General features: G+C 73.0%; 19 protein-coding genes. 9 read left to right on the top strand and 10 right to left on the bottom strand.

All coding sequences use genetic code 11. The features are described from left to right. The first annotated feature begins 299 nt into the window (after positions 1-299). A complete protein-coding gene (locus ACTOQ1_RS14025) occupies positions 300-875 on the top strand; it encodes a dihydrofolate reductase family protein (RefSeq protein WP_440067220.1) in 576 nt (191 codons plus the stop codon). Here ACTOQ1_RS14025 and ACTOQ1_RS14020 read toward each other — a convergent pair. Then, positions 857-1,567: a helix-turn-helix domain-containing protein gene (locus tag ACTOQ1_RS14020; RefSeq protein WP_440067218.1), complete on the bottom strand. Its 711-nt coding sequence runs from the start codon at positions 1,565-1,567 to the stop codon at positions 857-859. The two genes, ACTOQ1_RS14025 and ACTOQ1_RS14020, sit on opposite strands and share 19 nt — an antisense overlap. A gap of 296 nt (positions 1,568-1,863) precedes the next feature. On the opposite strand from ACTOQ1_RS14020, the gene ACTOQ1_RS14015 reads away from it, so the two are divergent. Further along, complete coding sequence (locus ACTOQ1_RS14015; RefSeq protein WP_440067217.1) at positions 1,864-2,490, top strand: class I SAM-dependent methyltransferase; 627 nt, start codon at positions 1,864-1,866, stop codon at positions 2,488-2,490. A 106-nt stretch (positions 2,491-2,596) separates the two neighbouring features. Further along, the gene (locus ACTOQ1_RS14010) at positions 2,597-2,746 is read left to right on the top strand and encodes a hypothetical protein (RefSeq protein WP_440067215.1); all 150 of its coding nucleotides are present in this window, start codon (positions 2,597-2,599) and stop codon (positions 2,744-2,746) included. Here the strand turns inward: ACTOQ1_RS14010 and ACTOQ1_RS14005 are convergent. Beyond that, entirely contained in the window at positions 2,733-3,518 is a 786-nt protein-coding gene (locus tag ACTOQ1_RS14005; RefSeq protein ID WP_440067213.1) for a DeoR/GlpR family DNA-binding transcription regulator, read from the bottom strand. The genes ACTOQ1_RS14010 and ACTOQ1_RS14005 overlap by 14 nt on opposite strands. Before the next feature lie 334 nt (positions 3,519-3,852). Between ACTOQ1_RS14005 and ACTOQ1_RS14000 the strand changes: the two genes are divergently transcribed. Both ACTOQ1_RS14000 and ACTOQ1_RS13995 read left to right on the top strand, forming a co-directional pair. Beyond that, on the top strand, positions 3,853-4,722 hold the full coding sequence (locus ACTOQ1_RS14000; protein ID WP_440067211.1) for an SIS domain-containing protein: 870 nt from the start codon (positions 3,853-3,855) through the stop codon (positions 4,720-4,722). 64 nt (positions 4,723-4,786) lie between these two features. Further along, a complete protein-coding gene (locus ACTOQ1_RS13995; protein ID WP_440067210.1) occupies positions 4,787-5,650 on the top strand; it encodes a class II fructose-bisphosphate aldolase in 864 nt (287 codons plus the stop codon). Between the two features lie 130 nt (positions 5,651-5,780). Here ACTOQ1_RS13995 and ACTOQ1_RS13990 read toward each other — a convergent pair whose 3' ends face one another. From ACTOQ1_RS13990 to ACTOQ1_RS13980, 3 genes are all read right to left on the bottom strand, one after another. Further along, positions 5,781-6,929, bottom strand: coding sequence for an NAD(P)/FAD-dependent oxidoreductase (locus ACTOQ1_RS13990; protein ID WP_440067208.1), 1,149 nt, complete (start codon positions 6,927-6,929; stop codon positions 5,781-5,783). A 69-nt stretch (positions 6,930-6,998) separates the two neighbouring features. Further along, entirely contained in the window at positions 6,999-7,964 is a 966-nt protein-coding gene (locus ACTOQ1_RS13985) for a TIGR03557 family F420-dependent LLM class oxidoreductase (RefSeq protein WP_440067207.1), read from the bottom strand. A gap of 130 nt (positions 7,965-8,094) precedes the next feature. Beyond that, positions 8,095-9,483: an NAD(P)/FAD-dependent oxidoreductase gene (locus ACTOQ1_RS13980; RefSeq protein ID WP_440067205.1), complete on the bottom strand. Its 1,389-nt coding sequence runs from the start codon at positions 9,481-9,483 to the stop codon at positions 8,095-8,097. A 440-nt stretch (positions 9,484-9,923) separates the two neighbouring features. Here ACTOQ1_RS13980 and ctaD point away from each other — a divergent pair, with 440 nt between their 5' ends. After that, positions 9,924-11,591 (top strand): aa3-type cytochrome oxidase subunit I, encoded by a 1,668-nt coding sequence (gene ctaD, locus ACTOQ1_RS13975; protein ID WP_440067607.1) that lies wholly within the window; start codon positions 9,924-9,926, stop codon positions 11,589-11,591. Between the two features lie 153 nt (positions 11,592-11,744). Here the strand turns inward: ctaD and mshB are convergent, their stop codons facing one another. Then, positions 11,745-12,596: an N-acetyl-1-D-myo-inositol-2-amino-2-deoxy-alpha-D-glucopyranoside deacetylase gene (gene mshB, locus ACTOQ1_RS13970; protein WP_440067204.1), complete on the bottom strand. Its 852-nt coding sequence runs from the start codon at positions 12,594-12,596 to the stop codon at positions 11,745-11,747. A 73-nt stretch (positions 12,597-12,669) separates the two neighbouring features. Beyond that, entirely contained in the window at positions 12,670-13,680 is a 1,011-nt protein-coding gene (locus ACTOQ1_RS13965) for a hypothetical protein (RefSeq protein WP_440067202.1), read from the bottom strand. Between the two features lie 597 nt (positions 13,681-14,277). Between ACTOQ1_RS13965 and mshA the strand changes: the two genes are divergently transcribed. Continuing rightward, positions 14,278-15,561, top strand: a complete 1,284-nt coding sequence (mshA, locus tag ACTOQ1_RS13960) for a D-inositol-3-phosphate glycosyltransferase (RefSeq protein WP_440067200.1) — start codon at positions 14,278-14,280, stop codon at positions 15,559-15,561. Positions 15,562-15,665: 104 nt separating this feature from the next. Here mshA and ACTOQ1_RS13955 read toward each other — a convergent pair whose 3' ends face one another. Together ACTOQ1_RS13955 and ACTOQ1_RS13950 are read right to left on the bottom strand one after the other, a co-directional pair. Next, positions 15,666-16,448 (bottom strand): tyrosine-protein phosphatase, encoded by a 783-nt coding sequence (locus ACTOQ1_RS13955; RefSeq protein ID WP_440067198.1) that lies wholly within the window; start codon positions 16,446-16,448, stop codon positions 15,666-15,668. 151 nt (positions 16,449-16,599) lie between these two features. After that, positions 16,600-18,063, bottom strand: coding sequence for a hypothetical protein (locus ACTOQ1_RS13950; RefSeq protein ID WP_440067197.1), 1,464 nt, complete (start codon positions 18,061-18,063; stop codon positions 16,600-16,602). A 480-nt stretch (positions 18,064-18,543) separates the two neighbouring features. On the opposite strand from ACTOQ1_RS13950, the gene ACTOQ1_RS13945 reads away from it, so the two are divergent. Further along, positions 18,544-25,302 carry an amino acid adenylation domain-containing protein gene (locus ACTOQ1_RS13945; protein ID WP_440067195.1) on the top strand — a complete coding sequence of 2,253 codons (6,759 nt, stop codon included), beginning with the start codon at positions 18,544-18,546 and terminating at the stop codon, positions 25,300-25,302. Between the two features lie 96 nt (positions 25,303-25,398). Beyond that, positions 25,399-25,773, top strand: coding sequence for a phosphopantetheine-binding protein (locus tag ACTOQ1_RS13940; protein WP_440067193.1), 375 nt, complete (start codon positions 25,399-25,401; stop codon positions 25,771-25,773). 83 nt (positions 25,774-25,856) lie between these two features. Here ACTOQ1_RS13940 and ACTOQ1_RS13935 read toward each other — a convergent pair whose 3' ends face one another. Continuing rightward, positions 25,857-26,687: an MBL fold metallo-hydrolase gene (locus ACTOQ1_RS13935; RefSeq protein ID WP_440067191.1), complete on the bottom strand. Its 831-nt coding sequence runs from the start codon at positions 26,685-26,687 to the stop codon at positions 25,857-25,859. Positions 26,688-26,729: the final 42 nt, after the last annotated feature.

Here is a 26,729-nt window from a genome sequence, read left to right as displayed (position 1 = left end):
TGTGGACCGGCTGTGGACCGGATCTCATGGGGTCGGCGCGGCCCCTGTACGGCGGTTATTCTGATCTTGGTGGCCATCCGGGCACGTGGCGTGGCGCTCGATCGAAAATCTTGCACGTTCCGGCGTAACAGAGGCGGAACAGAGCCGTACCGCAGTCGTTTCTGTACAAGACGGCCGCGGTGGCCGCTTCCTAGCATGCATGGGCGTGGGCGCTCCGCCGCAGTGCGTCGGCATGGCGCCGCGGCCCGCTTGTCGATCTATCTGGCGACCTCGTCGCCTGACCATGGAGAGAACAGTACATGCGTGATCTGGTCTATACGGGCTTCGTTTCGCTCGACGGTGTTTTGGACTCTCCGGGCGGTGGGCCGAGCGAGGAGCACCGCAGCGGTGGCTGGGTGATGGACGTCGAGTTCCTGCCCGAGGCCTTCTCGCTCAAGGGCGAGGAGCTTGAGGATACGACGGCGCTGATGTTCGGCCGCCGGAGCTACGAGGTGTTCGCGCCGGTCTGGCGCGACTCGGATGACCACGCCGCCTACAAGGATCTGCCCAAGTACGTGGTCTCGACCACGCTGTCCGACGACGCCCTCGTCGAGGGATGGGGCCAGACGACGATCCTGCGCTCGGTCGATGACATCGCCGCGCTCAAGAAGAGTGAGGGCGGTGCGATCTTCATCCACGGGAGTGCGGAGCTTGCCCGACGGCTGTCGGACGCAGGCCTGATCGACCGGTACAACCTGCTCGTCTTCCCCGTGCTGCTCGGAGCCGGGAAGAGCCTGTTCAGCAGGGAGGACAAGGCCAAGCGGACACTGACCCTCCGGGAGTCCGCGGCCTACCCGAACGGCATCGTGAAGCTGATCTACGACGTCGTCAGCTGATCCAGGTTCAGGGCGATCGCACCGACGGCGCCCTGGCGGAGTTGTCGCGCCGTACGGCCGACGTACCGGCGCAGCGCGCGGGCCAGGTGCGGCTCGTCGAAGTACGCGAGCCCGGAGACGACATCGGCGATCGGGGCGCCGGCGGCCAGGAGTGCCGAGCCCTCGCGTGCGCGTTCGATCTGCCGTACGGCGCCCTGGGTGAACCCTGTCGCCGCACGGAACCGGCGTTCGACGGTGCGTTCCGAGACCACCGGACGGTGACCTCGGCGCACCTCGGTGACGAGCGGGTCACGGATCACGACTCCGGAGCGGGCAAGACGGTCGACCAAGGCCTCGGCGTCGTCCGGACCAGGCGTCTCCCAGCGGACGCCGTCCAGCCGGAAGGTCCTGCGCGTGGTGTCGGGGAGCTCGGCGCCCCCGTCGACCAGGGTCGGCGTGGGCACGGCCCGGAGCGACGTGCCCACGGCGAACTCGATACCGACGAAGGTCGCGCCCTCCGGCACCGGCGCGGTGCCGGTCCCGGTCTCGGGGCCGGAAATGCTCGCGTACGCCGTGCCCTCAAGCTCCCAGAACACCAGGCCCCAGCACACCGCCGCGACGGAGGTCATCTCCGTGACCCGCTCGCTCGTGCAGGTCCACACGGTGTCGACCCAGGGTGAGTCGGACGCGCGAGTCTCGAACCGCAACGGCACGGGAGAAGGAGACGACCTACGCGCTGCGATCTCCCTGTCCATCCCGTTTTCTGCCGCCGTATGTCGACGCTCGACAGGCCGGGCAGGTGGATGCCAGGGCGCCGGAACGGTACCGGGGGCCGGTTCGTTACAGGGAGACCAGACATCCGGCCGATGTGGCAGGGCGTGACGACAGGCGGACAGAGACTCGGCAGGATGACGGCGGATGCGCGGTCGTCGTCTCGGTAAGGACGATCTTTCACCGTCTCACGGCGGTGAATGATTTTGCGGAGTTCCCGTTCCGGAAAGGTTGCTCGATGCGTGCTACCACGGATGCCGACGTGCGGCGGGTGTTCGACCGGATGGCGGATCGGTACGACGACCAGATGCGGGTCTGGGAGCGGCGCCTGTTTCCGGGGAGCCGGGAGTGGGCCGTCGGGCAGGCGCGCGGACGCACCGTGGAGATCGCCGTCGGCACCGGGCTCAACCTGCCGCTGTACGGCGCCGACGTCACGGTCGTCGGGATCGAGCTGTCCGAGCGCATGCTGGAACTCGCGCGGCGCCGGGTGGTGCGGGAAGGTCTCGGCGAGCGGGTGGAACTGCGGCAGGGCGATGTGCAGCGCCTGGAGTTGCCCGACGGCTTCGCGGACACCGTGCTGTCCACGTTCACGATGTGCACCATCCCTGATCCGGCGGCCGCGGCGCGCGAGGCCTACCGCGTGCTCAAGCCGGGTGGGCGGTTCGTGCTGGCCGAGCACGGGCCGTCGAGCAACCCGGTCATCCGGGCCGGGATGCGGCTGGTGGAACCGGTGTTCGTACGGTTCGAGGCCGACTACCTCACCCGCGATCCCCGCCCGTTCCTGGAGCAGGCAGGTTTCCGGATCGAGTCGGTGTCCCGGATGGCACGCGGTGTCAGCTTCCGGGTGCTGGCCGTCCGGCCGTGACCTGCCGCCCGTCCGCGGGCCGTATACCCGGAACGGCACGCCGGCTGCTCGCGGCCCGTTTCGGGCGCGGAAGAGCCCGTGGCCGGCACATCTGCGTCCCGTCGCCGTGGAGGGCCGCCCCGAGCACGTGCGGCACGCGGTGATGGCCGACCCCAACGCCGCCTCCTCCCTGACCGTCGAGCGGATCTGGGAGCTCTGCGACGACCTGGTCCGCGCCGACGGCGACCTGCTCCCCGAACCCCTCAGGCCTGGATGACCTCGATCCCGGCGTCCTCGAAGCGCCGGACCGTCACGGCGGGGGCGTCGTCGTCGGTGACGAGGACGTCGATGTCGTCGCAGGGGCAGATCCTGGCGAACGCCCGCATGCCGAGCTTGGAGGAGTCGGCCACGACGACCACCCGCCGGGCGCGGGAGGCCATCAGCCGGTTGGTCCCGGCCTCGCCCTCGTGGTGGGCGAAGGCGCCCAGCTCGGGGTCGAGCGCGTCCACGCCGAGGATCGCGATGTCGAGCGAGACCTCCCGCAGCACGCCGTCCGCGAGCGGCCCGATCAGCTCGTACGACGCGGGCATGGCGACGCCCCCGACGACCACCAGCTTGACGTGCCTGCGCACGACGAGCTCGTTGGCGATGTTGAGCGCGTTGGTGACCAGGGTGAGGCTCGGCTCGCCGCCCTGCAGGTGCAGGTCGGCGCTCGTCGCCAGGGAACGGGCGACCTCGGTGGTCGTGGTGCCGCCGTTCAGCCCGACGACGGTGCCCGCCGACACCAGCGCCGCCGCGGCCGTGGCGATCCGGTGCTTCTCCGGCGCGTGCCGCGCCGCCTTGTACTGCAGCGGCAGGTCGTAGGAGATCGCGTTGACGACCGCGCCGCCGCGGGTCCTGGTCAGCATCTGCTGGCGGTCGAGATGGTCGAGGTCGCGGCGGATGGTGGCCGCCGACACCCCCAGCTCACCGGCCACGGCGTCCACCTCGACCCTGCCGTCCCTCGCCAGGATCGCGAGCAGCGCGTTCCACCGGTCGTGGCTCGTCATGAGAGCTTCCTCCTCGCCGTCCCCGTGCGTCCCCCGCACGCCTCTGGCCGTTCTCGGTCGTCGCGGGCCGTCCAGCGAGCCCCTGGCCGTTCCGGCGAGGTCGCGGCCGTCGTCGGCCGTTACCACCGTCCCGCCCGGTCCCGCCGTCGCGCCCGGTCCCGCCGTCCCGCCCGGTCCCGCCGTCGCGCCCGGTCCCGCCGTCCCGCCCGGTCCCGTCTGTTCCTGCCTGTGCCGCTCCGCGAAGCGTATCGAGCGTTGAAACAATCACTCTTGCTCATAGATGCTCAAATATGGCATGTTGCAAGCATAAATAAGCATCCACGAGGAGGCGCGCGTGACGTACGTCCTGCGGGAGATCGCCAGCCAGCCCGCGTGCTGGCGGCAGGCGCTGGATCTCGGCGCGGCGAACCCGGCGGGCCTGCCGGAGGCGGGTGAGCGCGTCGCCGTGATCGGCTGCGGCACCTCTTACCACATGGCGCAGGCCTACGCGGTCCTGCGCGAGCGGTCGGGGCAGGGGGAGACCGACGCGTTCCCCGCCTCCGAGCTGCCCGCGCGCCGCTACGACCGGCTGGTGGCGATCACCAGATCCGGGACCACGACGGAGGTGCTGCACGCCCTCGGCGCGGCCGGCGACGTCCCGACGGTCGCCGTCACCGCCGACCCCGCGACCCCGGTGACCGGCCTGGCCGGGACGGTGATCGCGCTGGAGTTCGCCGACGAGCGCTCCGTGGTGCAGACCCGGTTCGCCACCAGCGGGCTCGTCCTGCTCCGCGCGCACCTCGGGGAGGCCCCCGCCGACCTGGCGGCCCAGGCCGAGACCGCGCTCACCGCGCCGCTCCCCGAGGGGGCGGTCTCGCGGCGGCAGTTCACCTTCCTGGGCGGCGGCTGGACCAACGGCCTGGCCCAGGAGGCGGCCCTGAAGCTCAGGGAGGCCGCGCTGGCCTGGTCGGAGGCGTACCCCGCGATGGAGTACCGGCACGGGCCGATCAGCATCGCCGACGAGAACAGCCTGGTGTGGTTCTTCGGCGGCCAGGAGGAGCTGCTCGACGACGTCGCCCGCACCGGCGCCCTGACCACGGCCACCGCCCTCGACCCGCTGGCCGACCTGATCCGGGCCCAGCGGCTCGCGGTGGAGCTGGCCCGCTCGCGCGGCCTCGACCCGGACAGCCCGCGCAACCTGACCCGCTCGGTGATCCTCCAGTAGTCATGGGCGAGATCGTCACCGTCACCCTCATGCCGCGCTGGACGTCACCGTCCCAGGAGACGCAATGCCGCTCGTCACGACAGCCTCGATCGTCGCCTCCGCCCCCGGCGGGGCGTGCGCCTTCAACATCGTCACCCTGGAGCACGCCGAGGCCGTCGTGGTCGCCGCCGGGCGGGAAGGGCTGCCGGTGATCCTCCAGATCAGCGAGAACGCCGTACGGTTCCGTCTCGGCCGCCCGCGTCCCCTCGCCGCCGCGGCGCGCGCCCTGGCGGAGGCCGCCCCGGTGCCGGTCGCCCTCCACCTCGACCACGTCACCGACGACGCGCTCCTGTACGAGGCCGCCGAGGCGGGGTTCGGCTCGGTCATGTACGACGCGTCGCGGGATCCGTACGAGACGAACCTCGCCCGGACGGAGGCCGCCGCGCGCTGGGCGCACGAGAACGGGCTGTGGCTGGAGGCCGAGCTGGGCGAGGTGGGCGGGAAGGACGGGGCGCACGCTCCCGGCGCGCGCACCGATCCCGCCGAGGCCGCCGCGTTCGTCGCCGCGACCGGTGTCGACGCCCTCGCGGTGGCGGTGGGCAGCTCTCACGCCATGACCTCGCGCAGCGCCAGGCTCGACCACGACCTGATCGCGGCGCTGCGCGCGGCGCTCCCGGCCGCCGTCCCGATGGTCCTGCACGGCTCCTCAGGCGTGCCCGACGACGAGCTTCGCCGGGCCGTCGCCGCCGGGCTCAAGAAGATCAACATCGGAACCGCGCTGAACGTCGCGTTCACCGGGGCGCTCCGCGACTCCTTCGCCGGCGGGTCCTCCGGCGCCGACCCCCGGCCCCGCCTGGAGACCGCGAGGGAGGCGATGGCCGCCGAGTCCGCCCACCTGCTCCGCGTCGTCTCCGGCCGGGACCAGCCTCCCGGCGTCCGCCCGGCGTGATCGGACGTCCCGCTCGCCGCCGGCCGGGCATCGTGCCCGGTGCCGGCGGGCGTCATGGCCGCGCCCACCGGAGCCCACCGGAGCCCACCGGAGCCCGCAGGGGCCTGCTGGAGCCCGCCGGGGCCCGTGTTCAACGTCGCCGGACGGCGTTCAGGAGCCAGCGGCGGACCACGGCCAGCGCCAGCGGCACCGGCACCGTGCCCGCGCCGAGCCCCACGTCGACCAGCAGGTCGAACACCTCCTTGCGGCGGGCGGCGGTGTCGATCGCGGCGTCGATGAAGCCGGGGGACTGGGAGGCGAGGGCGAGCACGTCGGTGGTGCGCAGGTGCCGCCCGAGGGCCTTCCCCAGCCCGCGCCGGTACGCGGGCAGCGGGTCGCCCGCCGCCTGGACGGCGGCCTCCCCGGCGAGCCGGCCGGAGAGCAGCGCGTAGAAGATGCCCTCGCCCGTGAGCGGGTTGATGAGACCGGCGGCGTCACCGGCGAGCAACACCCGCCCGGAACCCGGCCTCGGACGGCCGGGGGACAGGGGCAGGTGGTGGGCGCGCAGGTCGCGGGCGCTCACGTGGGGCAGCAGCTCGGCGAGCCGCCCGTGCAGCACCTGGCGGCCCGGCAGGCCGGTGGCGTGCAGCCGGGGCAGCAGCATGCCGTAGCCGACGTTGGCGGTGCCGTCACCGATCGGGAACGACCACGCGTACGCGGGCCACCCGTCCCGCTGCATGAAGATGGACTGGACGTCGTCGCCGGCGGCCACGTCGGCGTAGCCGCGCACGGCGATCGCGGTGTGCCTCTCGGGGGAGGGGGCGACGCCGATGAGGCGCCGCACGGTCGAGTTGGCCCCGTCCGCGGCGACGACGGCGCGGGCGGTGACGGTGCCGTCGAGAACCACGCGATCGCCGAGGACGGCGAGCGCGCGGACCTGGTGTCGGCGGACCTCGACGCCCCGGGCGCGGGCGGCGTCGACGAGGCGGGCGTCGAAGACCCTGCGGGGGACGACGTGGTTGGGCCGGGCGGAGGTGGCCGAGACCCGCGAGCCACCGGGGGAGACCACCGCCAGGCGCTGCGTCGGCCGGTAGTCGGCGATGAGGTCGGGGACGCCCAGCAGGGCGAGCTCGTCGCGCCCGTGGGCGGCGATGCCGTCGCCGCAGGCCTTGTCGCGCGGGAAGTCGGCCCTGTCGAGCAGCAGGACCCGCGCCTCGGGTCTGAGCTGTCTCGCGCGCAGGGCCGCGGCCGCCCCCGCGGGCCCGCCGCCGACGACCACCAGATCCCACACGTCATCCACCCCGGTGAGCCTTCCCCCGTACGTCCGGGGGAACCGCCGCCGCCGCGGATCCCCCGGCGGTGGCGGTGGCTAGAGGCCGCTCAGGGCGGGGAGCAGTTCCTTCTCCGACCAGTCGAAGAACGCATCCTGGTGCTCGTGGCCGATCTGGACCAGGGCGACGTGGGTGAAACCGGCGTCGGTGTAGGCGCGTACCGCCTCCACCACGGCGTCCACGTCGGAGCCGCACGGCACCTTCGCCGCGACGTCCTCGGGCCGCACGGTCTCGGCGGCGGCGGCGAAGTTGACGGGCCCGGGAAGCTCGGCCATGACCTTCCACCCTGCCACCGACCAGCGCCACAGCCGGTGCGCCCGCTCCTTGGCGGCCTCCGCGTCGGGGTCGTAGCAGATGGCGAGCTGGCCGTAGACGGGCTTGCCCGTGCCGCCCTCCCCGGAGAACAGGCGCACCAGCTTCGAGTCGGGGTCGGTCGCGACCAGCGCGTCGCCGTGCTCGGCGGCGATCTTCCCCGACTGGCCGCCGGAGGCGGCGATCGCCAGCGGGACGGGCCGGTCCGGCAGGTCGAACAGCTTGGCCGAGTCGACGTCGAAGAACTCGCCGCGGTAGGTGACGTACCCGCCCTCGAACAGCTCCCTGATGATCTGCACGGCCTCGCGGAACATCCCGTGCCGGGTGTCGGCCGAAGGCCAGCCCTGGCCTGTCACGTGCTCGTTGAGGTTCTCCCCGGCGCCCAGTCCCAGGGTGAAGCGGCCCTCGCTCAGCACGCCCATGGTCGCCGCCTTCTGCGCCACCACCGCCGGGTGGTAGCGCATGATCGGGCAGGTCACGTACGTCATCAGGGGCAGGTTCCGGGTCGCCTGCGCCGCCGCGCCGAGCACCGACCAGGCGTACGGGGAGTGGCCCATCTCCTCCAGCCACGGGAAGTAGTGGTCGGAGATGACCGCGTAGTCGAAGCCGACCTGCTCGGCGGTGGTGACGTCCTTGACCAGCTGCCTGGCGGGCGTCTGCTCGCACATCATCGTGTAACCGATCTTTGCCATACCCCGCCCCTTACCCGGCTCTCCGGAAGCATCGCCGGAGGAGCCGAAAATCTCGCGGTCCTTTACGAACCGCCGTCCTTCACGAGCCGCGGTGCTTCACGAGCCGCCGTGCTTCATGAATCGCGGTGTCCTACGAATCGCCCGCCGGCGACGAGACCCCCGCCCTGGACGCCACATCCGCCTTCCGCGAGGCGTCCGTCTCCGGCGGTTCCCCGCCCGGGCCGTGGGGGTGCTCTGGGGTGGCGTGGGCGAGCGGGATCTCCGGGCCGCGGATCAGGTCCAGCTGGACGGTCTGACGGGGCACCACGAGGTCCAGCAACCAGCTTCCCGCGATGCGCGCCCGGTTGCGGGGGATGGCCAGCAGGTGGTAGCCCCGGGTGACCGCCTTGGCCACCACGCCCGACAGCGGCACGCCCAGCGGGTTCGCGGCGGCGCCGGTCCCGCCGAGGTCGACGACGAACCCCAGGTCGTGGTGCCTGTAGGGCTGGAGCTCTCCGTGACCGTAGGAGGCGGCGATGTTGCGGGCGGCGCGCTTGCCCTGGCGGGTGGCGTGCTGGGCGGTCATCGCCGTGTACTCGCCCGGCCGGGTGAGGTCGGGAACCGCGGCCGCGTCGCCGCAGGCGAAGATCTCCGGGTGGCCGGGCACCCTCAGGTACTCGTCGACGAGCAGGCACCCCTTCTCGGTCGGCAGCCCCAGGGACTCCACCATCGGGTCGGGGCGCACCCCGACGCACCAGATCAGGGATCTGGTCGCCACGAACTCCCCGTCGGAGAGCTCGACCCCCTCCGCCGTCGCCTCGGCCACGCTCGTCCCGGTGCGGATCTCCATGCCTCGCTCGGACAGCGTCCGGTGCGCGATCCGGGACAGGCGCTCGTCCAGCTCGGGGAGGATGCGCGGGGCGATGTCGGCGAGGATCCAGCGCACCGGCTGGTCGCGCAGCCCCGGCCGCCGGCCGCGGATGTCGCGGGTGAGCAGCTGGCCCTGCGCCGCCACCTCGGTCCCGGTGTACCCGGCCCCCACGACCACGAACGTGCACCTGGCCCTGCGCTCCTCGGGGTCGTCGGACGCGTCGGCGAGCTCGACCTGGCGGATCAGGTGATCGCGCAGGTAGAGGGCCTCGGCGATGCTGCGGAAGCCGTGGGCGTACTCGGCGACGCCGGGTACGGGCAGCAGCTTGTTGACGCTGCCGACCGCGATCACCAGGCGGTCGTAGCCCAGCTCGCGGTGGTTGCCCTCGGTGTCGGTGCACTTCACGCGGCGCGCCTCGACGTCGACGGTGTCCACCGTGGCGAGCAGGTGCCGCACCCCGGGATGGTCGCCCGCCAGCGGGACCGCCACCTTGCGCGGATCGAGGATGCCCGCCGCGACCTCCGGCAGCAGTGGCAGGTAGAGGAAGTAGTCGGTCGGGTTGATCAGGACGATCTCGACCGCGCCTTTCGCGATCCGGGAAAGGGTGCGGACCGCGGTGAAACCCGCGAACCCTCCTCCGATCACGACGACTCGTTGTCGCTGGACCATGACGTCGCTCCTTTCCGTACTCCGTTTCCAGCGGCGTGCCCTGTCTGCCCCCGGGTCAAGCGCGACGGGCCGTCCCATGTTGCCCCGGACGGCGCGTACGGCGCGTGATGCCGGACGGTGGGGCTGGGGTTGCCAGAAGGCGGATAAGAGGGATTAATCGCCAGGTCATCGCGCGGGCAAGATGGCGGCGCGGGCGAGTGGGAGCCGCTTTCCCTGGGGATGGCCGGGGGAAGGCGGTGGGAATCGGATGCCGCGCCGGTTCGGGAACGGCCCGGTTCGTGGACGGGCCGACTCCGTGGCCGGGCCGGTTCGTTGACGGGCCGCTTCCGGGGACGTCCGGTTCGTGGACGGGCCGGTTCGCGGGAACGGGCCGGTTCGGGGGCGAGCCGGTTCGAAGGGGGTGGGTCGTGACGACCTTCGAACAGTCGCGCGAGGAGCCGCTGACCTCACCGCTGGCACCGCGCAGGAAGGCGCCGGGCTCGATCGTCGTACGCTGGCTCACGAGCACGGACCACAAGGTCATCGGCTACATGTACCTGATAACGTCGTTCGTCTTCTTCCTGTTCGCCGGGCTGATGGCCATGGTCATCCGGGCGGAGCTCGCCCATCCCGGGCTGCAGGTGGTGAGCCAGGCGCAGTACAACCAGATGTTCACCATGCACGGCACCCTCATGCTGCTGCTGTTCGCCACCCCGCTGTTCGCCGGGTTCGCCAACGTGGTCATGCCGCTGCAGATCGGGGCGCCCGACGTGGCCTTCCCCCGGCTCAACATGGTGAGCTTCTGGCTCTTCCTGTTCGGCGGCCTCATCGCGAGCTTCGGTTTCCTCACCGACGGGGGCGCGGCCGACTTCGGCTGGACGGGGTACGCGCCGCTCTCCCGCGCCACCTTCTCCCCGCAGCTCGGCGGCGACCTGTGGATCGCGGGCCTGACGATGTCCGGTCTGGGGACGATCCTGGGCTCGGTGAACTTCATCACCACGATCATCTGCATGCGGGCCCCCGGGATGACGATGTTCCGCATGCCGATCTTCACCTGGAACACGCTGCTGACCGGCGTGCTCGTGCTGATGGCCTTCCCGGTGCTGGCCGCCGCGCTGCTCGCCCTGCTGGCCGACCGCCGGTTGGGCACCCACATCTACGACCCGCAGACCGGCGGGCCGATCCTGTGGCAGCACCTGTTCTGGTTCTTCGGCCATCCGGAGGTCTACGTCATCGCGTTGCCGTTCTTCGGCATCATCACCGAGGTCATCCCGGTCTTCAGCCGCAAGCCGATCTTCGGCTACATCGGCCTGGTCGGCGCGACCATCGCCATCGCGGGCCTGTCGATGACGGTGTGGGCGCACCACATGTTCGCCACCGGCCAGGTGCTGCTGCCGTTCTTCTCCTTCATGTCGTTCCTGATCGCGATCCCGACCGGGGTGAAGTTCTTCAACTGGACCGGCACCATGTGGCGCGGGCACATAGTGCTCGCCACACCGATGCTGTTCGCCGTGGGGTTCCTGGTCACCTTCCTGCTCGGCGGGCTGACCGGCGTCATCCTGGCCTCCCCGCCGCTGGACTTCCACGTGACCGACTCGTACTTCGTGGTCGCGCACTTCCATTACGTGGTCTTCGGCACCGTGGTGTTCGCGATGTTCGCGGGCTTCTACTTCTGGTGGCCGAAGATGACCGGCAAGATGCTGCACGAGGGGCTGGGCAAGCTGCACTTCTGGACGCTGTTCATCGGTTTTCACACCACCTTCCTCGTCCAGCACCTGCTGGGCGCGCAGGGCATGCCGCGCCGCTACGCCGACTACAGCGCGCTCGACGGGTTCACCGGCCTCAACCTGCTCTCCTCGGTCGGCGCGTTCCTGCTGGGCGCCTCCACGCTGCCGTTCATCTACAACCTCTGGCGCACCGCGCGCCACGCTCCGCGCGTGACGGTGGACGACCCGTGGGGCTTCGGCAACTCGCTGGAGTGGGCCACCTCCTGCCCGCCGCCCCGGCACAACTTCACCTCGATCCCGACCATCCGCTCGGAGCGACCGGCCTTCGACCTGCACCACCCGAGGACGGCGATGCAGCCGCGCCAGCTCGACCCGGCGGCGAAGCTCAAGGAGGAGATCTGACCGCCCGCGCCGCACCGGCGCGGCCGGTTGTCACGCCCCGGGGGCGGCCGGACGATCGTCCCGGGCCGGACGTGGCCGGCGGCGGCGCCGAACGGGGACCGGACGATCGTCCCGGACCGGGTGCGGGCGGCGGCGGCACGCGGGCCGGGCGGGTCAGCCGAAGAGGCCGGTCTCGCGGCCGTCCTCGCCGGGCGGGCCCGGCTCTCCCGCCAGCAGCGTGTAGTACTCCACGCCCAGGGCGGGCTGTCCCACGTGGTCGGAGAGCGCGAAGAAGGAGCCGTCCACGCTCAGCTGCGTGCGGTGCGCGCGCAACGCGGTGATCTTGGCACCCAGGTGCGCCCTCGCGTCGACCCGCGTCGTCACCTGCTCGCCGGGGACGCCGAAACCGAACTCCTCGACGGAGCCGACCCGCTTGAACGGCCCGGTGCCCACCGCGCGCTCCAGCTCGTCCAGCGGCATGGCGGTGACGTAGAACCGGGAGGGCCGCCACGGCTCGCCCTCGCCGAAGGACGGGTCGGAGGCCTTCTCGAACGCCCGCCACGCCACCCGGTGGGCCTGGATGTGGTCGGGATGGCCGTAGTAGCCGTTGTCGTCGTAGGTGACGACGACCTGGGGCCTGACCTCCCTGACGATCCGGACCAGCTCCGCGGCGGCCTCGTCGAGGTCGGCGCGGAAGAAGCAGCCCGGGTGGTCGTTGGACGGCGAGCCCATCATGCCGGAGTCGCGCCAGCGTCCCGGCCCGCCGAGGAGGCGGTGGTCGTCCACTCCGAGGGCCGCGCACGCCACCGCCAGTTCGCCCTCGCGGTACGGGCCCAGCCGGTCCTCCCGACCGGCGGCGAGGTGGCCCAGCTCGGGAGGGACCACGTCACCCTCCTCGCCCAGGGTGCACGTCACCAGGCAGACGTACGCGCCCTCGGCGACGTACCTCGCCATCGTGGCACCCGTCCCGATGGACTCGTCGTCGGGATGGGCGTGGACGAGGAGAACGCGACGGTCGTACGGCATGGCTCCGCTCCGCCCTCTCTGTTTCCGTGGTGATCGCTGCGCCGGGTTCCCGCCACCGGGCCTTTGGCGGGGGTCACCGCGCGTCGACGTACCCGCTCGCGGCGGCCCGGATCCCGGCCTGGAACCGGCTCACCGCGCTCAGGTTCTGCAGCAGCGCGCCGATGTGGCGGCGGCAGGTGCGCACGGACATTCCCAGCCTGCGGGCGACGGCCTCGTCGGTGAAACCCTGGGCCAGCAAGGTGACGATGGCGTGCTGTATCTCGTCCGTCGCGCCCTGGTAGCCCAGGTCGGAGGCGGAGTAGGGGGTCGCGGAGTTCCACAGGTGCTCGAAGACCTCCGACAGGAACCCGACGACGGACAGGTCGCGTGCGGCGACCGCCCCCGGCGCCGCACCCGCCTCGCCCGGCCGGGACATGAAGGCGACCTCCCCATCGAAGATCACGAGATGGTTCGGCAGCTGGGGCGTGGTGCGCACGCTGGCACCGGCCGCGACGAGCTTCTTGATGTGTCCCCTGGTGGGCAGGTCGGCGCGGGCGCTGTGCTGGTAGAGCATCCGCATCCGCACCCCCCGCTCCAGCATGGCGAGGTTGCGCGTCAGCGTGTCGTCGAGGTCGGCCCAGGAGGGCGCGTTCGGCTCGACGCTCAGCATCTCGCGTTCGCACGCCTCCGCCGCCAGGTGCAGCGATCCGCGCACGGCCGCGCCGTCGGGCAGCGCCTCCACCGGGTTCGCCGGTTTCCTGGTGCGCTGCACCTCGTCGTATCCGTGCATCAGGGAGTGCATCCGCGTACGGATACCGGTGATCAGGTCGCGACGGTGGTGGATCTCCGTTTCCATCGGCGATATCAGCGACGCGGCGGCGATCTCCGGGTTCACCGGCACGAGGTTGGTCAGATGTCCCGGCTCCGGCCGGAGCAGGTGCAGACGGGTCAGCCGTTCTATCGCGTCCTCGACGGTGCGGGGGTCGAGGCCGAGCTCTTCGGCGACGTCGCGGGCCGTACCGATACGGCCCCTGTGAAGCGCCCTGAAGTAGACGGAGGCGGTGTCCTCGTCCAGGGCACGTAATTGGTCAGATAGTCCACCCACAAGCCTTATCCCCCTTGCGGCTATTTTTGCCAGAGTGTGCCAGAAAATTGCACAACATTGCTAGATAGTTGTGAAGAACTGTCTGGATTGCTTTCTTGATTGCCGTGAGGGGCCGACGGGCCGCGGTGGTCGCCGCCGGACCTCTCCCTGAGGCCGCGGACGTAACCGCACATCAGAGCGCCGGCACCATCGGGGTGGCCAATTGTTGCCAGTGCCCTGCGCCGTGACACCCCCGGCAACAGGTTGACGACGCCGCGGGCGAGAGTGTCTGATCATTCACAGTTCGCGACCGGCGCGTCCCGCCGGATCGCGACGACCACTCCCGGCCCCCGTGATCCCACGACGGCCGGGCACGACTTTTCAGGATTCCGTCCCGGGAGAACGGCGGGGGCGCCGCGTGCGGCAGCCGTACCTCGCCGGACTTCTCCACGCCTCCGCCGAGATCCCTGACGGCGCGGTCGCCCGGGAGGCGGGACGGCTCGCGCCGCGCCGCCCGGGACCCGGCACCGGTGCCGGGTCCCGGTCACCGGAGATTCCCAGCCGCGGGAGCGGAGATCGACGCGCCCCGGGCGAATGCTCGAGCGGAGGTGAATGCCCGTGCCGCGACGCCTTCCCCTTCCCCTTCCCCTTCCCCGGAGGATCGCGACCGTCAGCGTCCTGACTTCCCCGTTCGCCCAGCCGGGCGGGGGCGACGCGGGGGGACTCAACGTCTACATCGTCGAGGTCGCCCGGCGGATGGCGGCGCTGGGCGTCGAGGTGGACATCTTCACGCGCGCCGGCGCGCCCGGCGCGCCGCCGCTGGCCGAGCTCTTCCCCGGTGTGCTGGTCAGGCACCTGGCCGCGGGACCGCCCAGGGAACTCGACAAGAACGACCTGCCGGACACCCTCGGCCCGTTCACCGCCGAGATGCTGCGCGCGGGGGCCGCCCGGGACCAGGACGGCGGGTACGACCTCGTGCACGCCCACCACTGGCTGGCCGGACGGGTGGGGGCGGTCGCCAAGGCGCGCTGGGGCGTTCCCCTCGTGCAGTCCATGCACTCGCTCGGCGCGGTGAAGAACGCGTCGCTCGCGGCGGGCGACGAGCCCGAGCCCGCCGGGCGCATCGCGGGGGAGACGGAGGTGGTGGCCGCCGCCGACCGGCTCGTCGCCAACACCGTGCAGGAGGCCGACCAGCTGGTCACGTTGTACGGGGCCGACCCGGCCAGGGTGCGGACCGTCAATCCCGGCGTCGACCTGTCCCTGTTCCGCCCCGGTTCGCGGGCCGAGGCCCGGCGCGCGCTCGGCCTCCCCCCGGACGCAGTCGTGCTGCTGTTCGCAGGGAGGGTGCAGCCGCTCAAGGCGCCGGACGTCCTGCTGCACGCCGCGGCCATGATGATCCGGCGCGACCCCGGCCTCGCCGGGAACCTCGTCGTGGCGGTCGTGGGCGGGCCCAGCGGAGCCGGTTGGGGCCGCCCCGACCACCTGGGCAAGCTCGCCGCCACCCTCGGCATCACCGGCCAGGTACGGCTGGAGCCGCCCTGCCCGCAGCGCCGGCTCGCCGACTGGTACCGGGCGGCGACCGCCGTCGTGGTGCCCTCCCACGCCGAGACGTTCGGCCTGGTGGCCGTCGAGGCCCAGGCGTGCGGCACCCCCGTGGTCGCCGCGGCCGTCGGCGGCCTTCGCACCGCGGTGCGGGACGGGATCTCCGGCGTGCTCGTGGACGGGCACGACCCGGCCGCGTACGCCCGGGTGCTCGGCGACCTCGTGGCCGCGCCCCGGCTGCTGCGGGCACTCGGCGCCGGCGCGCTCGCCCACGCGTCCCGGTTCGGCTGGGACCAGGCGGTCGGCAGGCTGACGGAGGTGTACGCCGACGCCGCCCGGGTGGCGTCGGCGTCCAGGTAGCCGCCCGGATGGCGTCGGCGTGGCGGGTCGTGCCGTGCGGGTGACGGCGGTCGTGGCGTCCGCGAGGCGGCGGGCGCGGTGGACGGCGCGGTGGACGGCGCCGCTCAGGTGGCGGGGCCGACGAGCCGGGCGCGGGCGGCGGCCAGGTCGGCCTCGCCGAGCCCGGCGCCGCGCAGGTAGGACTCGACGTCGAGCGACTCCACCGTGGCCACGATGACCTCGCGGGCCGTGGTGTTCGCGCGGGCGAGCGCCGCCTGGATCATGGGACTCTCGTCGGCCTCGCCGAGCTTGACGAAGAGGGGGCGCAGCCGTTCCGCGCTCAGCTCGTAGTCGGCGGCGATGTCGGCGGCGGGCACGCCCGCGAGGGCGAGCATCAGCAGGGTGACGAGCCCGGTGCGGTCGCGGCCCGCCATGCAGTGCACGACGACCCCGCCGGGCTCGGCACGGGCGATCGCCGATATGGCGGCGACGCACCGCTCCGCCTTCCGCTCCAGGAAGGGCCGGTAGTACAGGGGGGTGCCGTACAGGTCGGTGAGCCCGGACCAGAACTCGGTGTCCCCCTGGTCGTCCAGCGGCACGCGCACGGTGGTCAGGCCGGCGGGACGGCGTACCGCCCCGCCCCGCCAGTCGCCGTCGTTGCGCAGGTCGACGACCGTGCGGACGCCGTGGTCCGCGAGCGCCCGCCATCCGGCGGGGCTGAGGCGCTCGGGGGCGTCGGAACGGATGAGGGCGCCCCAGCGCGTCTCGCGTCCGTCGGCGGTGCGCATGCCGCCCAGGTCGCGGACGTTGTGGCAGCCGTCCCAGTCGAGGTGCCGGTCCCGCGGGACGACGGCGCCGCCGGAGACCGCCGGCCCTCCGTGACCTCGTTCATCACGTTGAGCGTCCACGTGAGGGCCTCCCGGTGTCTCGTCGTGTCACAGCCGCGTTCACGGCGATCGTGTCCACGGCGATCGTGCCACCGCCGCGTTCGTGGTGATCATGTCACCGCCGTGTCCGCGGCGATCGTGCCACCGCCGTGTCCGCGGCGGCTGTCTCGCCTCAGGTCGCCGGTCCCGCGCCGCCGAGCGCCGGAGGGCTCCCCGCGCACTCCGACGCGGCCCAGACCATCAGGTCCTCGACGTACAGGAGCATGTCCTCCGCGGTCGCCCCCCAGCCGGTCGCGTCACTCCACTGGAGGCTGAACACGGCGCCCGCGGGTCGGTGCAGGACGGTCATCATGTAGCGGGCGCCCAGCGGGCGGGGTGGTGAGAAGGTGACGACCCGGTCGTCCGCGTCGCCGGGGAACCCGTCGTCACCCGCCGGCCACAGCGTGTTGAGGTCGTCCGCGACCCCCTCGTCCATGTAGCTGAACCGGGGATAGGCCACCCCGGTCCTGTACAGGCCGCCGAGGACCTCCTCGCACATCCGTTCCGTGGCGTACGGGTCGGCGTTGGCGAACCGGTGGCCGGACAGCTGCTGGGCGGCGCAGTCCGCCAGCGCCCCGCGGTACGCGGCCCCCGGCGAGTCGGGGGACACGGCGGGCAGGAGCACGGGCATCGTCATGGTGGCCTTGCGCACCGACCGCCCCGCCGCGGCGGAGAAGCGGTTCGCCGAGATCGCGAAGATCCCGGCCCGCGACGACCGTTCCACCGCGCAGACGGCGGTGCCGAAGGCGAGGAGGAAGGCGGCGGAGGGGGAGACGCCCGTCGCCCGCGCTATGGCGCCGGCCGCCGACCCCGCGCGGCGGGACGTCAGCCAGCAGGAGCGGAACTCCCCCTGACCGGACGCGCCGGGCTGTGACGCGCCGGGCTGTGCGGCGCCGGGTCGCCCGAGGGGGGCTCGCGAGGGCGCGAAGGGCACGTGGCCGTCGAGGGCCTTGCCGATCTCGCCCAGCCGCCGCTCCCAGTAGCCCAGGGCCCGCCGCTGGTAGGCCCGCCCGGCGGGGGAGTTCTCGGAGAGGGCGACGTCGATCGGCTGCTCGGCGGCGGGGCCGGGGAACGACGTGCGGCCCGTGGCACGCGTGCGGAGGGCGTACCTCAGGTCGTCGCAGAGGACCCGCATCCCCCACGGGTCGATCGCGACGTGGTCGACGACGAGGTCGATCCGGCGCACGCGCCCGCCCGCCGCGTCCAGGACGGCCTTGACGGGCCACTGCTCGCCGATCCTGAAGCAGGTGCGCCGCCACGGGGTGTCGAACCGCCGCCTGAAGGACGCCTCGTCCTCCATCACCTGGATCACGTCGTCCAGCCGGTCGTCGACCGGGCAGACGTACTGGAGGCTGTCCTCGCGGCCCGCGCGGCGGACCAGCGACCGCAGTCCCTCGTGCCGGGCGAGGACGTCGCGTACCGCCGCGACGACCTGGCCGACGGGCAGGTTCCGCCCCGGTACGGCGGCGCAGATGTTGTCCTCGTAGGAGGTGTCCGTGTCGGTGGGGATCCACTGGATCCACTCGTGCTGGGCCCAGGTGAGCGGCCCGTCGCGCACCACCCTCGTGTCCGGAGACCGGCCGGGTCCGATCAACAAAGCCCCGCCTTCGAATATCGGAAATCTCTCCCGAGGCCGGACGCCGACAATGACTCGGACGCAACGGCGAGCGGAGGGAGAGAACGTCGTGGGCGAACGCCCGGACCGGGTCCGGCGCGATTCCGCGAGCCGCGCGACCCGCCCGTGAAGCCGCTCGCCGACAATGATCAGACACTCCCGGTGGCGGCGCGGTCAACCTCCCGCCCCCCGCCTTCACGGCGCGGGCACGGGCAACTAGTGTCAGGCAACATGATGTCAGCGCTATCCCCGGCGGTGGCGCGGACGGACCGGAGCGAAGTCAGCGCCTTCTTCGAAGGCGGCACGATATCCGGCGCTAAATGTTTACTCCTTGCGGATTTATGTTTTTATCTGACAGTCTTTTGTCGTGATTATGAAGGATCTCCTTTCGGGCTCGCGATCTGCCAGTAGGGAGGCCGTCATGAGAACGGTTCCCGCGCCTCTCCGGCGGGAGGTCTAGGGATGGACATGCTCGCGCGGGGGGACGCGCGGGACGGGATCACGCCCCGGCCCGATGGCATCCGCGAGCTGCCGCTCTCGTACGGCCAGGAGCGCATGTGGTTCCTCGACCGGCTGGAACGGGCCGGAGGCGGCGGCGCCCACAACGTCTTCATCGCCGAACGGCTCCGGGGACCGCTCGACCCGGACGCCCTGGAGCGGGCGCTCGCCGAGATCGTGGCGAGGCACGAGATCCTGCGGACCCGCTTTCCGAGCAGGGACGGCGCTCCCGTCCAGGTCGTCGACGGGCCGCACCCGGCCGGTGACCGGCCGTACCTGAGGTTGCTGGACCTGTCGGATCTTCCCGAGGCGGAACGTGAGGCGCGGACCGCGCGGCTCGTCCGGGAGCAGATCGAGCGGCGGTTCGACCTGGCGGGCGAGCCGCCGCTCCGGGCGGGCCTGTTGCGCCTGTCCGAGCGGGAGCACGGGATCTATGTCGTGTTCCACCACATCGCCGTGGACGGCTGGTCGGTCGGCGTGTTCGCGCGCGAGCTGGCCACGCTGTACGGGGCGTTCCTGGCCGGTGAACGGCCGTCGCGGGAGCCGCTGCCGATCCAGTACGCGGACTTCGCGCTGTGGCAGCGCGAGCGTCCGGACGACCTGGCGGACGAGCAACTCGGCCACTGGCGGCGAAGGCTGGCCGACCCGCCGACGCTGGAGCTCCCGACGGACCGGCCGCGTCCCCCGGTCCGGTCCTCCGAGGGCGGCTGCGCCCTGCTCCGGCTCCCCGCCGAGCTGGCCGACGGCGTCGACGGGCTCGCCCGGCGCACCCGCACCACGCCGTTCATGGTGCTGCTCGCCGTGTACCTGGTCCTGCTGTCGCGCCGCTCCGGCCAGGAGGACATCTGCGTCGGCACGCCGATCGCCGGACGGGACAGGGACGAGCTGGAGCCGCTCATCGGGCTCTTCCTCAACACGCTGGTGATCCGCGGGGACCTGTCGGGCGACCCGACCTTCGGGGAACTGCTCGTCAGGGTCCGCCGCGTGGCCCTGCAGGCGTACACCAACGCGGCCCTGCCCTTCGACCGGCTGGTGAGCGAGCTGAACGTCCCCAGGGACCTCAGCCGCACGCCCCTCTTCCAGGCCCAGCTCGTCCTGCACGACTATCAGGACACCGCTCTCACCCTGCCCGGCGTCACCGCCGAGGCGCTCGACCTGGGCGACGCGCGGTCGGCGAAGTTCGACCTGTCGCTGGAGTTCGGGCGGCGGGACGGCGACCTCGAACTCTCCCTGGTCTACAGCACCGCCCTGTTCGACCACGGCACGGCGGAGCGCATGGCGGAGCACGTCGCGGCCATGCTGCGCAGGGCCGTCGAGGACCCCGGCGCGCGACTGTCGGAGCTGGGCCTTCCCCCGGAGGCCGAACGCGAGCTGACCCTCACCGCGTGGAACGACACCGCCGCCCCGCGCCCGGAGGCCACCCTCCACGACCTGGTCGCGGGGGAGCCCGGGACGGTCGCGGCCACGTGCGGGGGGCGGAGCCTGACGTACGCGGAACTGGAGACGAGCGTCAACCGGCTGGCCAACCGGCTGCGGCGCGAGGGCGTGCGGCCCGGCGCCGTCGTGGCCGTGTGCGCCACCCGCTCGCTGGAGACGCTGGTCGCGCTGCTGGCCGTGATGAGGGCGGGCGGCGCCTACCTGCCCCTCGACCCGGACTACCCCGCCGAGCGCCTCGCCTTCGTCCTGCGCGACTCGGGCGCGGAACTTCTCCTCACCGAGGAGCGCGTGCTCGGACGGCTTCCCGAGGACGCCTGGAGCGGCGGGAACGGCGGGAACGGCGGGAACACAGCCCGGGTCCTGTTCATCGAGGACCCCCTGGCGTTCGCCGGTGAACCCGGCACGCCCCCCGCGCCGCTCGCGACGCCGGACGACCTCGCGTACGTGATCTACACGTCGGGCTCGACGGGCCGCCCCAAGGGGGTCGCGATCGAGCACCGCGCCGTGGTCAACCTGCTGCTGGCCATGCGGGACCTGCTCGGCGCCGGCCCCGGCCACGTCTGGCTGGCGCTCACCTCCCTGTCGTTCGACATCTCCGTGCTGGAGTTCTTCCTCCCGCTGGTCAGTGGCGGCCGGGTGGTCGTCGCGGGCGGCGCGGAGGCGTCGGACGCGCTCGCGCTGGTGAGGCTCGCCGCCGCGCACGGCGTGACGCACGTCCAGGCCACGCCGTCGGGCTGGCGGGCGCTCCTCGACGCGGGATTCGACGGGCCGGGGATGACCGCCCTGGCCGGGGGCGAGGCGCTGCCGCCCGCCCTCGCCCGCGCGCTGCGAGGGCGCGTGCGAGCGATGTGGAACGTGTACGGGCCCACCGAGACGACGATCTGGTCCACCTACGAGCCGGTGCCCGCCGAGCCCGGGACGGTGGCGATCGGCAGGCCGCTGGCCAACACCCGTGTCCACGTGCTCGACGAGAGGCTCGACCCGGTACCCGTCGGGGTGGTCGGCGAGCTGTTCATCGCGGGGACGGGACTGGCACGGGGCTACCTGAAGCGGCCGGGCCTGACCGCGGAGCGCTTCCTGCCCGACCCGTTCGGCCCGCCGGGGTCGCGGCTGTACCGGACCGGCGACCGGGTGAGATGGCTGGCGGACGGGCGGCTGGAGTTCCTCGGCCGGGCCGACGGCCAGGTGAAGCTGCGGGGCCACCGTATCGAGCTGGGCGAGGTCGAGGCCGTCCTGGAGACCCATCCCGAGGTCTCCCGCGCGGTCGCCGCGATCGTCGACGACACCCTGGTGGCGTACGTGGTCGGGGTCTCACCCGTCGCCGGAGAGGACCGTGCCGCCGAAGCCGGAACAGGAACCCGGGCCGAAACCGGAGCGGGAACCGGAACAGGAACCCGGGCCGAGACCGGAGCGGGAACCGGAGCCGCGGCCGGAGGCGTCGCGGTCACCGGTGAGGTGGACATCGCGAGGCTCCGGGAGCACGTCGCGCGGTCGCTGCCCGCGATCATGGTGCCCGCGGTCGTGGTGCCGCTGTCCGCGCTGCCCCTCACCCCGAACGGCAAGGTCGACCGCAAGGCGCTCCCCGCGCCCGGCAGGCCGTCCGCCGGGCACGGCCGCCCGCCGGAGACCCCCCTGGAACGGCGGGTGGCCGGGATCTTCGCCGAGGTGCTGGGCGTGACCGCCGACCGGCTCGGCGCCGACGACGACTTCTTCGGCCTGGGCGGGCACTCGCTGCTCGCGGTCAAGGTCACCGCGCGGATCGCGGCGCTGCTCGACGTGGAGGTTCCCGTCAGGGAGCTGTTCGGCCGGCCGACGATCGCCGGGTTCGCCGAGGCCGTCGGCAGCGCCGTGTCCGGCCCCGCGGACGACCACGACGGTCGTGCCGTCCCGTTGCGTCCGCGCCCCGACGGCGCGCCGCTCACGCTCTCGCCCGCGCAGGAGCGGCTCTGGCTCCTGCACCGGCTGGATCCGGACGACGCGGCGTACAACATGTTCAACGTCTGGCGCCTGCGCGGCGATCTCGACACCGCCGCGCTGGAACACGCTCTCCGGGACCTGGCGGCGCGGCACGAGACCCTGCGCACCCGCTACCCGGAGGTGGACGGCGGGCCGGTCGCGATCACCGACCCCGCGACCGGTCCGCTGATCGAGCACATCGACCTCACCGGCGGGGAACCGGCGGGCGGTGTGCCCTCCGGCGGGGAACCGGCGGGCGGCGGGCGGGGAGAGCGGCCCGCGGGCGGTGCCGGCCACGGAACCGCCGGAGGAGAGGACGGCGAGGGACTCGCCGGGAGGGAGCGGGAGGCACGGCGGCTGGTCGCGGAGCGGACCAACGCCCCCTTCGACCTCACGGGCCCGCCCCCGTTCCGGGTCAGCCTGCTGCGCCTGGCCGAGCACGACCACGTGCTCTGCCTCGTCCTCCACCACATCGCGGGCGACGGCTGGTCGCTCAACGTCCTGGCCGACGATCTGGCCGCCCTGTACGCCGCGCACCGGAACGGGACGGAACCCGGTCTCGCCGAGCCGCCGGTGACGTACGGGGACGTCGCGTTCTGGCAGCGGAGCCGCGACGACGGGGCGGCGTTCGGCTACTGGCGCGAGCGGCTCGCCGACCCTCCCGTGCTGGAGCTGCCGCTCGACCACCCCCGCCCGCCGATCTCCTCCCACACCGGGGGGTTCCACTCCTTCCGCCTGCCCGCCGATCTCGCCGCGCGGCTGGAGGAGGTGGCCCAGGAGCGCGGGGCGACCCTCTTCATGGTGCTGCTCGCCGCGTACCAGGTGCTGCTGGCCCGCCACACCGGCCAGGACGACATCATGGTCGGCTCCTCCTACGCGGGGCGGGACCGCGTCGAGCTGGAGCCGGTCGTCGGCTATCTCGCCGGCACCCTGGTCCTGCGGGGTGACCTGTCGGGAGACCCCTCCTTCACCGACCTCGTGGACCGTACGCGGACGATCGTGCTGGAGGCGATGGCGCACCAGGAGGTGCCGTTCGAGAGGCTCGTGACGGAGCTGGAGGTGGAGCGCGGCCTGAGCCGCACGCCGCTCTTCCGGACCATGGCCATCCTGCACAGCCAGGACGACGGCACCAGGGACTCCCTCGCCGACCTGGACCTGGAGTTCTTCGACGCCGGATACCGGCAGGCCAAGTTCGACCTGATGCTGGAGATGTGGCGGGACGACGACGGGCTCTTCCTGGTGCTCGGCTACGACGCCGAGCTGTTCGAGGCCGAGACCGCCGCCCGCCTCGCGGGCCGGTTCGGCGTCCTGTGCCGCGCGATCGCCGCCGACCCCCGCCGGGCCCTCTCCGCGCTGCCGCTGCGCACCGACGAGGACGACGCTCGGCTGCGCGTCCACGAGGAGGCGACGGCCCTCCTCCCGGGTCCCCTCGTGCCGGACCTCGTCCGGGAGGCGACCGCCCTGCACGCGGACGCGACCGCGGTGGGCTGCGGCGACGAGACGCTGACCTACGCGGGCCTGGAGCACCGCGTCGCCGCGCTGGCCGCGCTGCTCCGGGGCCGCGGTGTCGTACGGGAGACGGTCGTCGCGGTCGTGGCGGACCGGTCGATCGACGTCGTCGCGGCGATGCTCGCCGTGTGGCGGGCCGGTGGCGCCTACCTGCCCGTCGACCCCGAACTCCCGGAGGAACGGGTGGGGACGCTCCTGTCCGGCAGCGGAGCCGCCCTCCTGGTGACGGCCCGCCGCCTCGGCGGCCCGCCGCCGGGGGACGTCCCGGTGCTGGTTCTGGACGGACTGGAGCCCGAGAGGTCCGAGGAGACCGCGCATCGCGTCGACGGGGGCGACGCCGCGTACGTCATCTACACCTCGGGGTCCACCGGGCAGCCCAAGGGCGTGGTGGTGGAGCACAGGGCCCTGGCAGACCGGGTGGCCTGGATGAGGGAGGCGTACGGGCTGGGGCCGGGGGACCGGGTGGTCCAGTTCGCCGCGCTCGGCTTCGACGCGCACGCCGAGGAGATCTACCCCGCGCTGGCCTCGGGAGCGGCCCTCGAACTCCTGCCGGGCGGCGCGGTCACCCTTCCCGAGGTGCTCGCCGAACCCCGGGGGCGCGAGGTGACCGTGCTGGACCTGCCGACCGCCTACTGGCACCGGCTGGTCGACCAGATCGACGACGTGGCCTGGCCGGAACGGCTGCGGCTGGTCATCCTCGGTGGCGAGCAGGTGCACGCCGGAGCCGTGGCCCGCTGGCGGGAGCGGTTCGGCGACCGGGTCCGGCTGGTCAACACCTACGGGCCCACCGAGGCCACGATCATCGCCACCGCGGCCGATCTCGGCTCCGCCGACACCGAGGGACGCCCGCCGATCGGGCGGCCGATCGGCGGCACCCGGGCGGTCGTCGTCGATCCCCGCGACCTCCGCGATTCCCGCGACCTCCGCGATCCCCGCGATCCCCGTGTACCGCCCGGCGCCTCCGGAGCGCCTCCGCACCGCACGCCGTCCGAGCTTCCGCACCGCGCGCCGCCCGGCGCCCCGGGAGGGACCCTCCGCCGGATGCCGCCCGGCGCCCCGGGGGAACTGCTCCTCGGCGGCGCGGGGCTCGCCAGGGGATACCTCGGCCGTCCGGACCTGACCGCAGGGCGTTTCCTCGACGACCCGGAGCTGGGGCGGCTCTACCGCACCGGAGACCTGGTCCGGTGGCGCGCGGACGGCCTGCTGGAGTTCCTGGGCCGCGTCGACGACCAGATGAAGGTCCGCGGGTTCAGGATCGAGCCCGCCGAGATCGAGGGACGCCTCCTCGCCCGTCCCGGCGTGCGGCAGGCGGCGGTGACCGCCCGCGAGGACAGGCTGGTCGCCTACGTCGCGGGCCCCGCCGACCCGGCGGAGCTCCGGCGCGACCTCGCCGCGGCGCTCCCGCCGTACATGGTTCCCGACGTCTGGGTGAACCTGGACGAGCTGCCGGTGACCACCGGAGGGAAGATCGACCGCCGCGCGCTGCCCGCGCCCGGCTCCGACCTCGACGAGGACCGGCCCTTCGTGGAGCCGAGGACCGACGCGGAGTTCCTCGTGGCGGGCGTCTGGCAGGAGGTGCTGGGTGTCGGCAAGGTCGGCGCGCTCGACGACTTCTTCGCGCTGGGCGGCCACTCCCTGCTCGCCGTGCGGGTCGGCTCCCGCCTGCGCACGGCCGCGGGGATCGACGTTCCCGTCCGCGAGCTCTTCAGGAACCGCACGGTGGCCGATCTCGCGGTCGTGGTGGAGCGGATCCTGATGGAGGAGCTGTCCGCGCTGACGGACGAGGAGGTCGCCCGGATGCTCGGCACGGACGGTTCCTGAACACGCTCCCCCCTTCCCCCGTGACGGCCGGCGGGCCGGGGGAGAACCCGACACCCTCCCGGGACCGGAACCCGGGTCTCCCACTGGAGGTATCGAATGAGTCACCCAGACGGCGCCGGTCCGGCGGGTCCGGCCGAACCGGTGGAGCCCGCCGGCCCCGCCGGGCAGACCGCGCCGGCCGGGCGAGCGGGGGGAACGACGGGGACGGGCGTCCCCCTTTCCTGGGACTCCCTCCGGACGTGGCTGGCCGGAGCGCTGTCCACGGCGTGCGACGGGGAACTCTCCGCCCGGGAGATCCTCGATTCCGACAGCTCGTTCGTCGCCATGGGGATCACCTCCATCGCCACGATCCGCCTGGTCGACGCCATCGAGGCGGAGCTGGACATCATGATCGACTTTGGCGGTGACACCTGGTTCCTCCAGGATCTGAACGCCCTCACCGCCTACCTGACCGGCCTCACCCGCTCCTGAGGGACCGTCGGGCATCGGTCCGGCACCGCGCCGGGACCGCCCCGCCCGCATGCTCTTCCGGGGCCGGCGCGACCCGGCCGCCGTCAGGGGCGACCCGCACGGCCGAGAGCGATCCTGGTCGTCTCCTCGGGGTACGGCGACCGGCGTACGGCGTCGGCGGGGGACAGGAGACCCGCGCTCACCAGCTCGCAGAGACGGGCCAGAGCGGATATCTCCGCGTGCTGGGCGACGACGAACGCGCGGCCGGCCGGGTCACCGTGACCGGGAACGACGACCGCGCCACCGGGGCCGGGGGAGGGAGTCCCGTCGAGCAGGTCGAGCAGCCCGGCGACCGTGGCGGGCCATTCGAGGGGGTAGGCGTCCTCGTAGGCGGGCGGCGCGCCGTTCTCCACGAGGTCCCCGGCGAAGATCACCCCGGCGTCCGGCACGTGGACGACCATGTCGTTGCCGGAGTGGCCGCGGCCGAGGTGGGCCAGGACGACCGGGCGGCCCCCGACGACCAGCCGGATCCGGTCGGTCACGAGATGGTCCGGCGGCACGATCTCGGTCCTCGCGATGTCGCCGGCGATGTCCGGGCGCCCCAGATCCCGGTAGTACCGTGCCCACTCGTCCCTGGCCCGGCCGCCGTTCTCGACCAGGTCGGCGCGGCAGCCCTCGTGCGCCCAGACGGGACAGTCGAGGAACGGCCGGGTGCCGAAGCTGTGGTCGAAGTGCGAGTGGGTGATCGCCACCGTCCACGGGTCGCGGGTGATCCGTCTCACCTCCGCGAGCAGTTCCGCCCCCTGCCGCTCGTCCCCCCGCGTGTCGATCACCAGGCAGCCGCCGTCGCCCATGACCAGCCCCACCGACAGGTCCAGCTCGGCGTACCGCCGCACGAGCACCCGGTCCGCCACCTCGACCCATCGACCTTCCACGGGCCGTATTCTCCCCGATCTCCGGAACCGGCCGGTGAACGA

This window comes from Streptosporangium sp. OZ121, assembly GCF_051918885.1.
In the GTDB taxonomy this organism is placed as follows: domain Bacteria; phylum Actinomycetota; class Actinomycetes; order Streptosporangiales; family Streptosporangiaceae; genus Streptosporangium.
The sequence above is the reverse complement of the archived record's forward strand: the minus strand, read 5'-3'. Positions and strand labels throughout refer to the sequence as shown.

Bases quoted from the DNA above. Each gene is read 5' to 3' on its own strand.
- ACTOQ1_RS14025 (WP_440067220.1), top strand. From the start codon at position 300: ATGCGTGATCTGGTCTATACGGGCTTCGTTTCGCTCGACGGTGTTTTG.
- ACTOQ1_RS14015 (WP_440067217.1), top strand. From the start codon at position 1,864: ATGCGTGCTACCACGGATGCCGACGTGCGGCGGGTGTTCGACCGGATG.
- ACTOQ1_RS14005 (WP_440067213.1), bottom strand. From the start codon at position 3,518: ATGACGAGCCACGACCGGTGGAACGCGCTGCTCGCGATCCTGGCGAGG.
- ACTOQ1_RS13995 (WP_440067210.1), top strand. From the start codon at position 4,787: ATGCCGCTCGTCACGACAGCCTCGATCGTCGCCTCCGCCCCCGGCGGG.
- ACTOQ1_RS13985 (WP_440067207.1), bottom strand. From the start codon at position 7,964: ATGGCAAAGATCGGTTACACGATGATGTGCGAGCAGACGCCCGCCAGG.
- ACTOQ1_RS13980 (WP_440067205.1), bottom strand. From the start codon at position 9,483: ATGGTCCAGCGACAACGAGTCGTCGTGATCGGAGGAGGGTTCGCGGGT.
- mshB (WP_440067204.1), bottom strand. From the start codon at position 12,596: ATGCCGTACGACCGTCGCGTTCTCCTCGTCCACGCCCATCCCGACGAC.
- ACTOQ1_RS13945 (WP_440067195.1), top strand. From the start codon at position 18,544: ATGGACATGCTCGCGCGGGGGGACGCGCGGGACGGGATCACGCCCCGG.
- ACTOQ1_RS13940 (WP_440067193.1), top strand. From the start codon at position 25,399: ATGAGTCACCCAGACGGCGCCGGTCCGGCGGGTCCGGCCGAACCGGTG.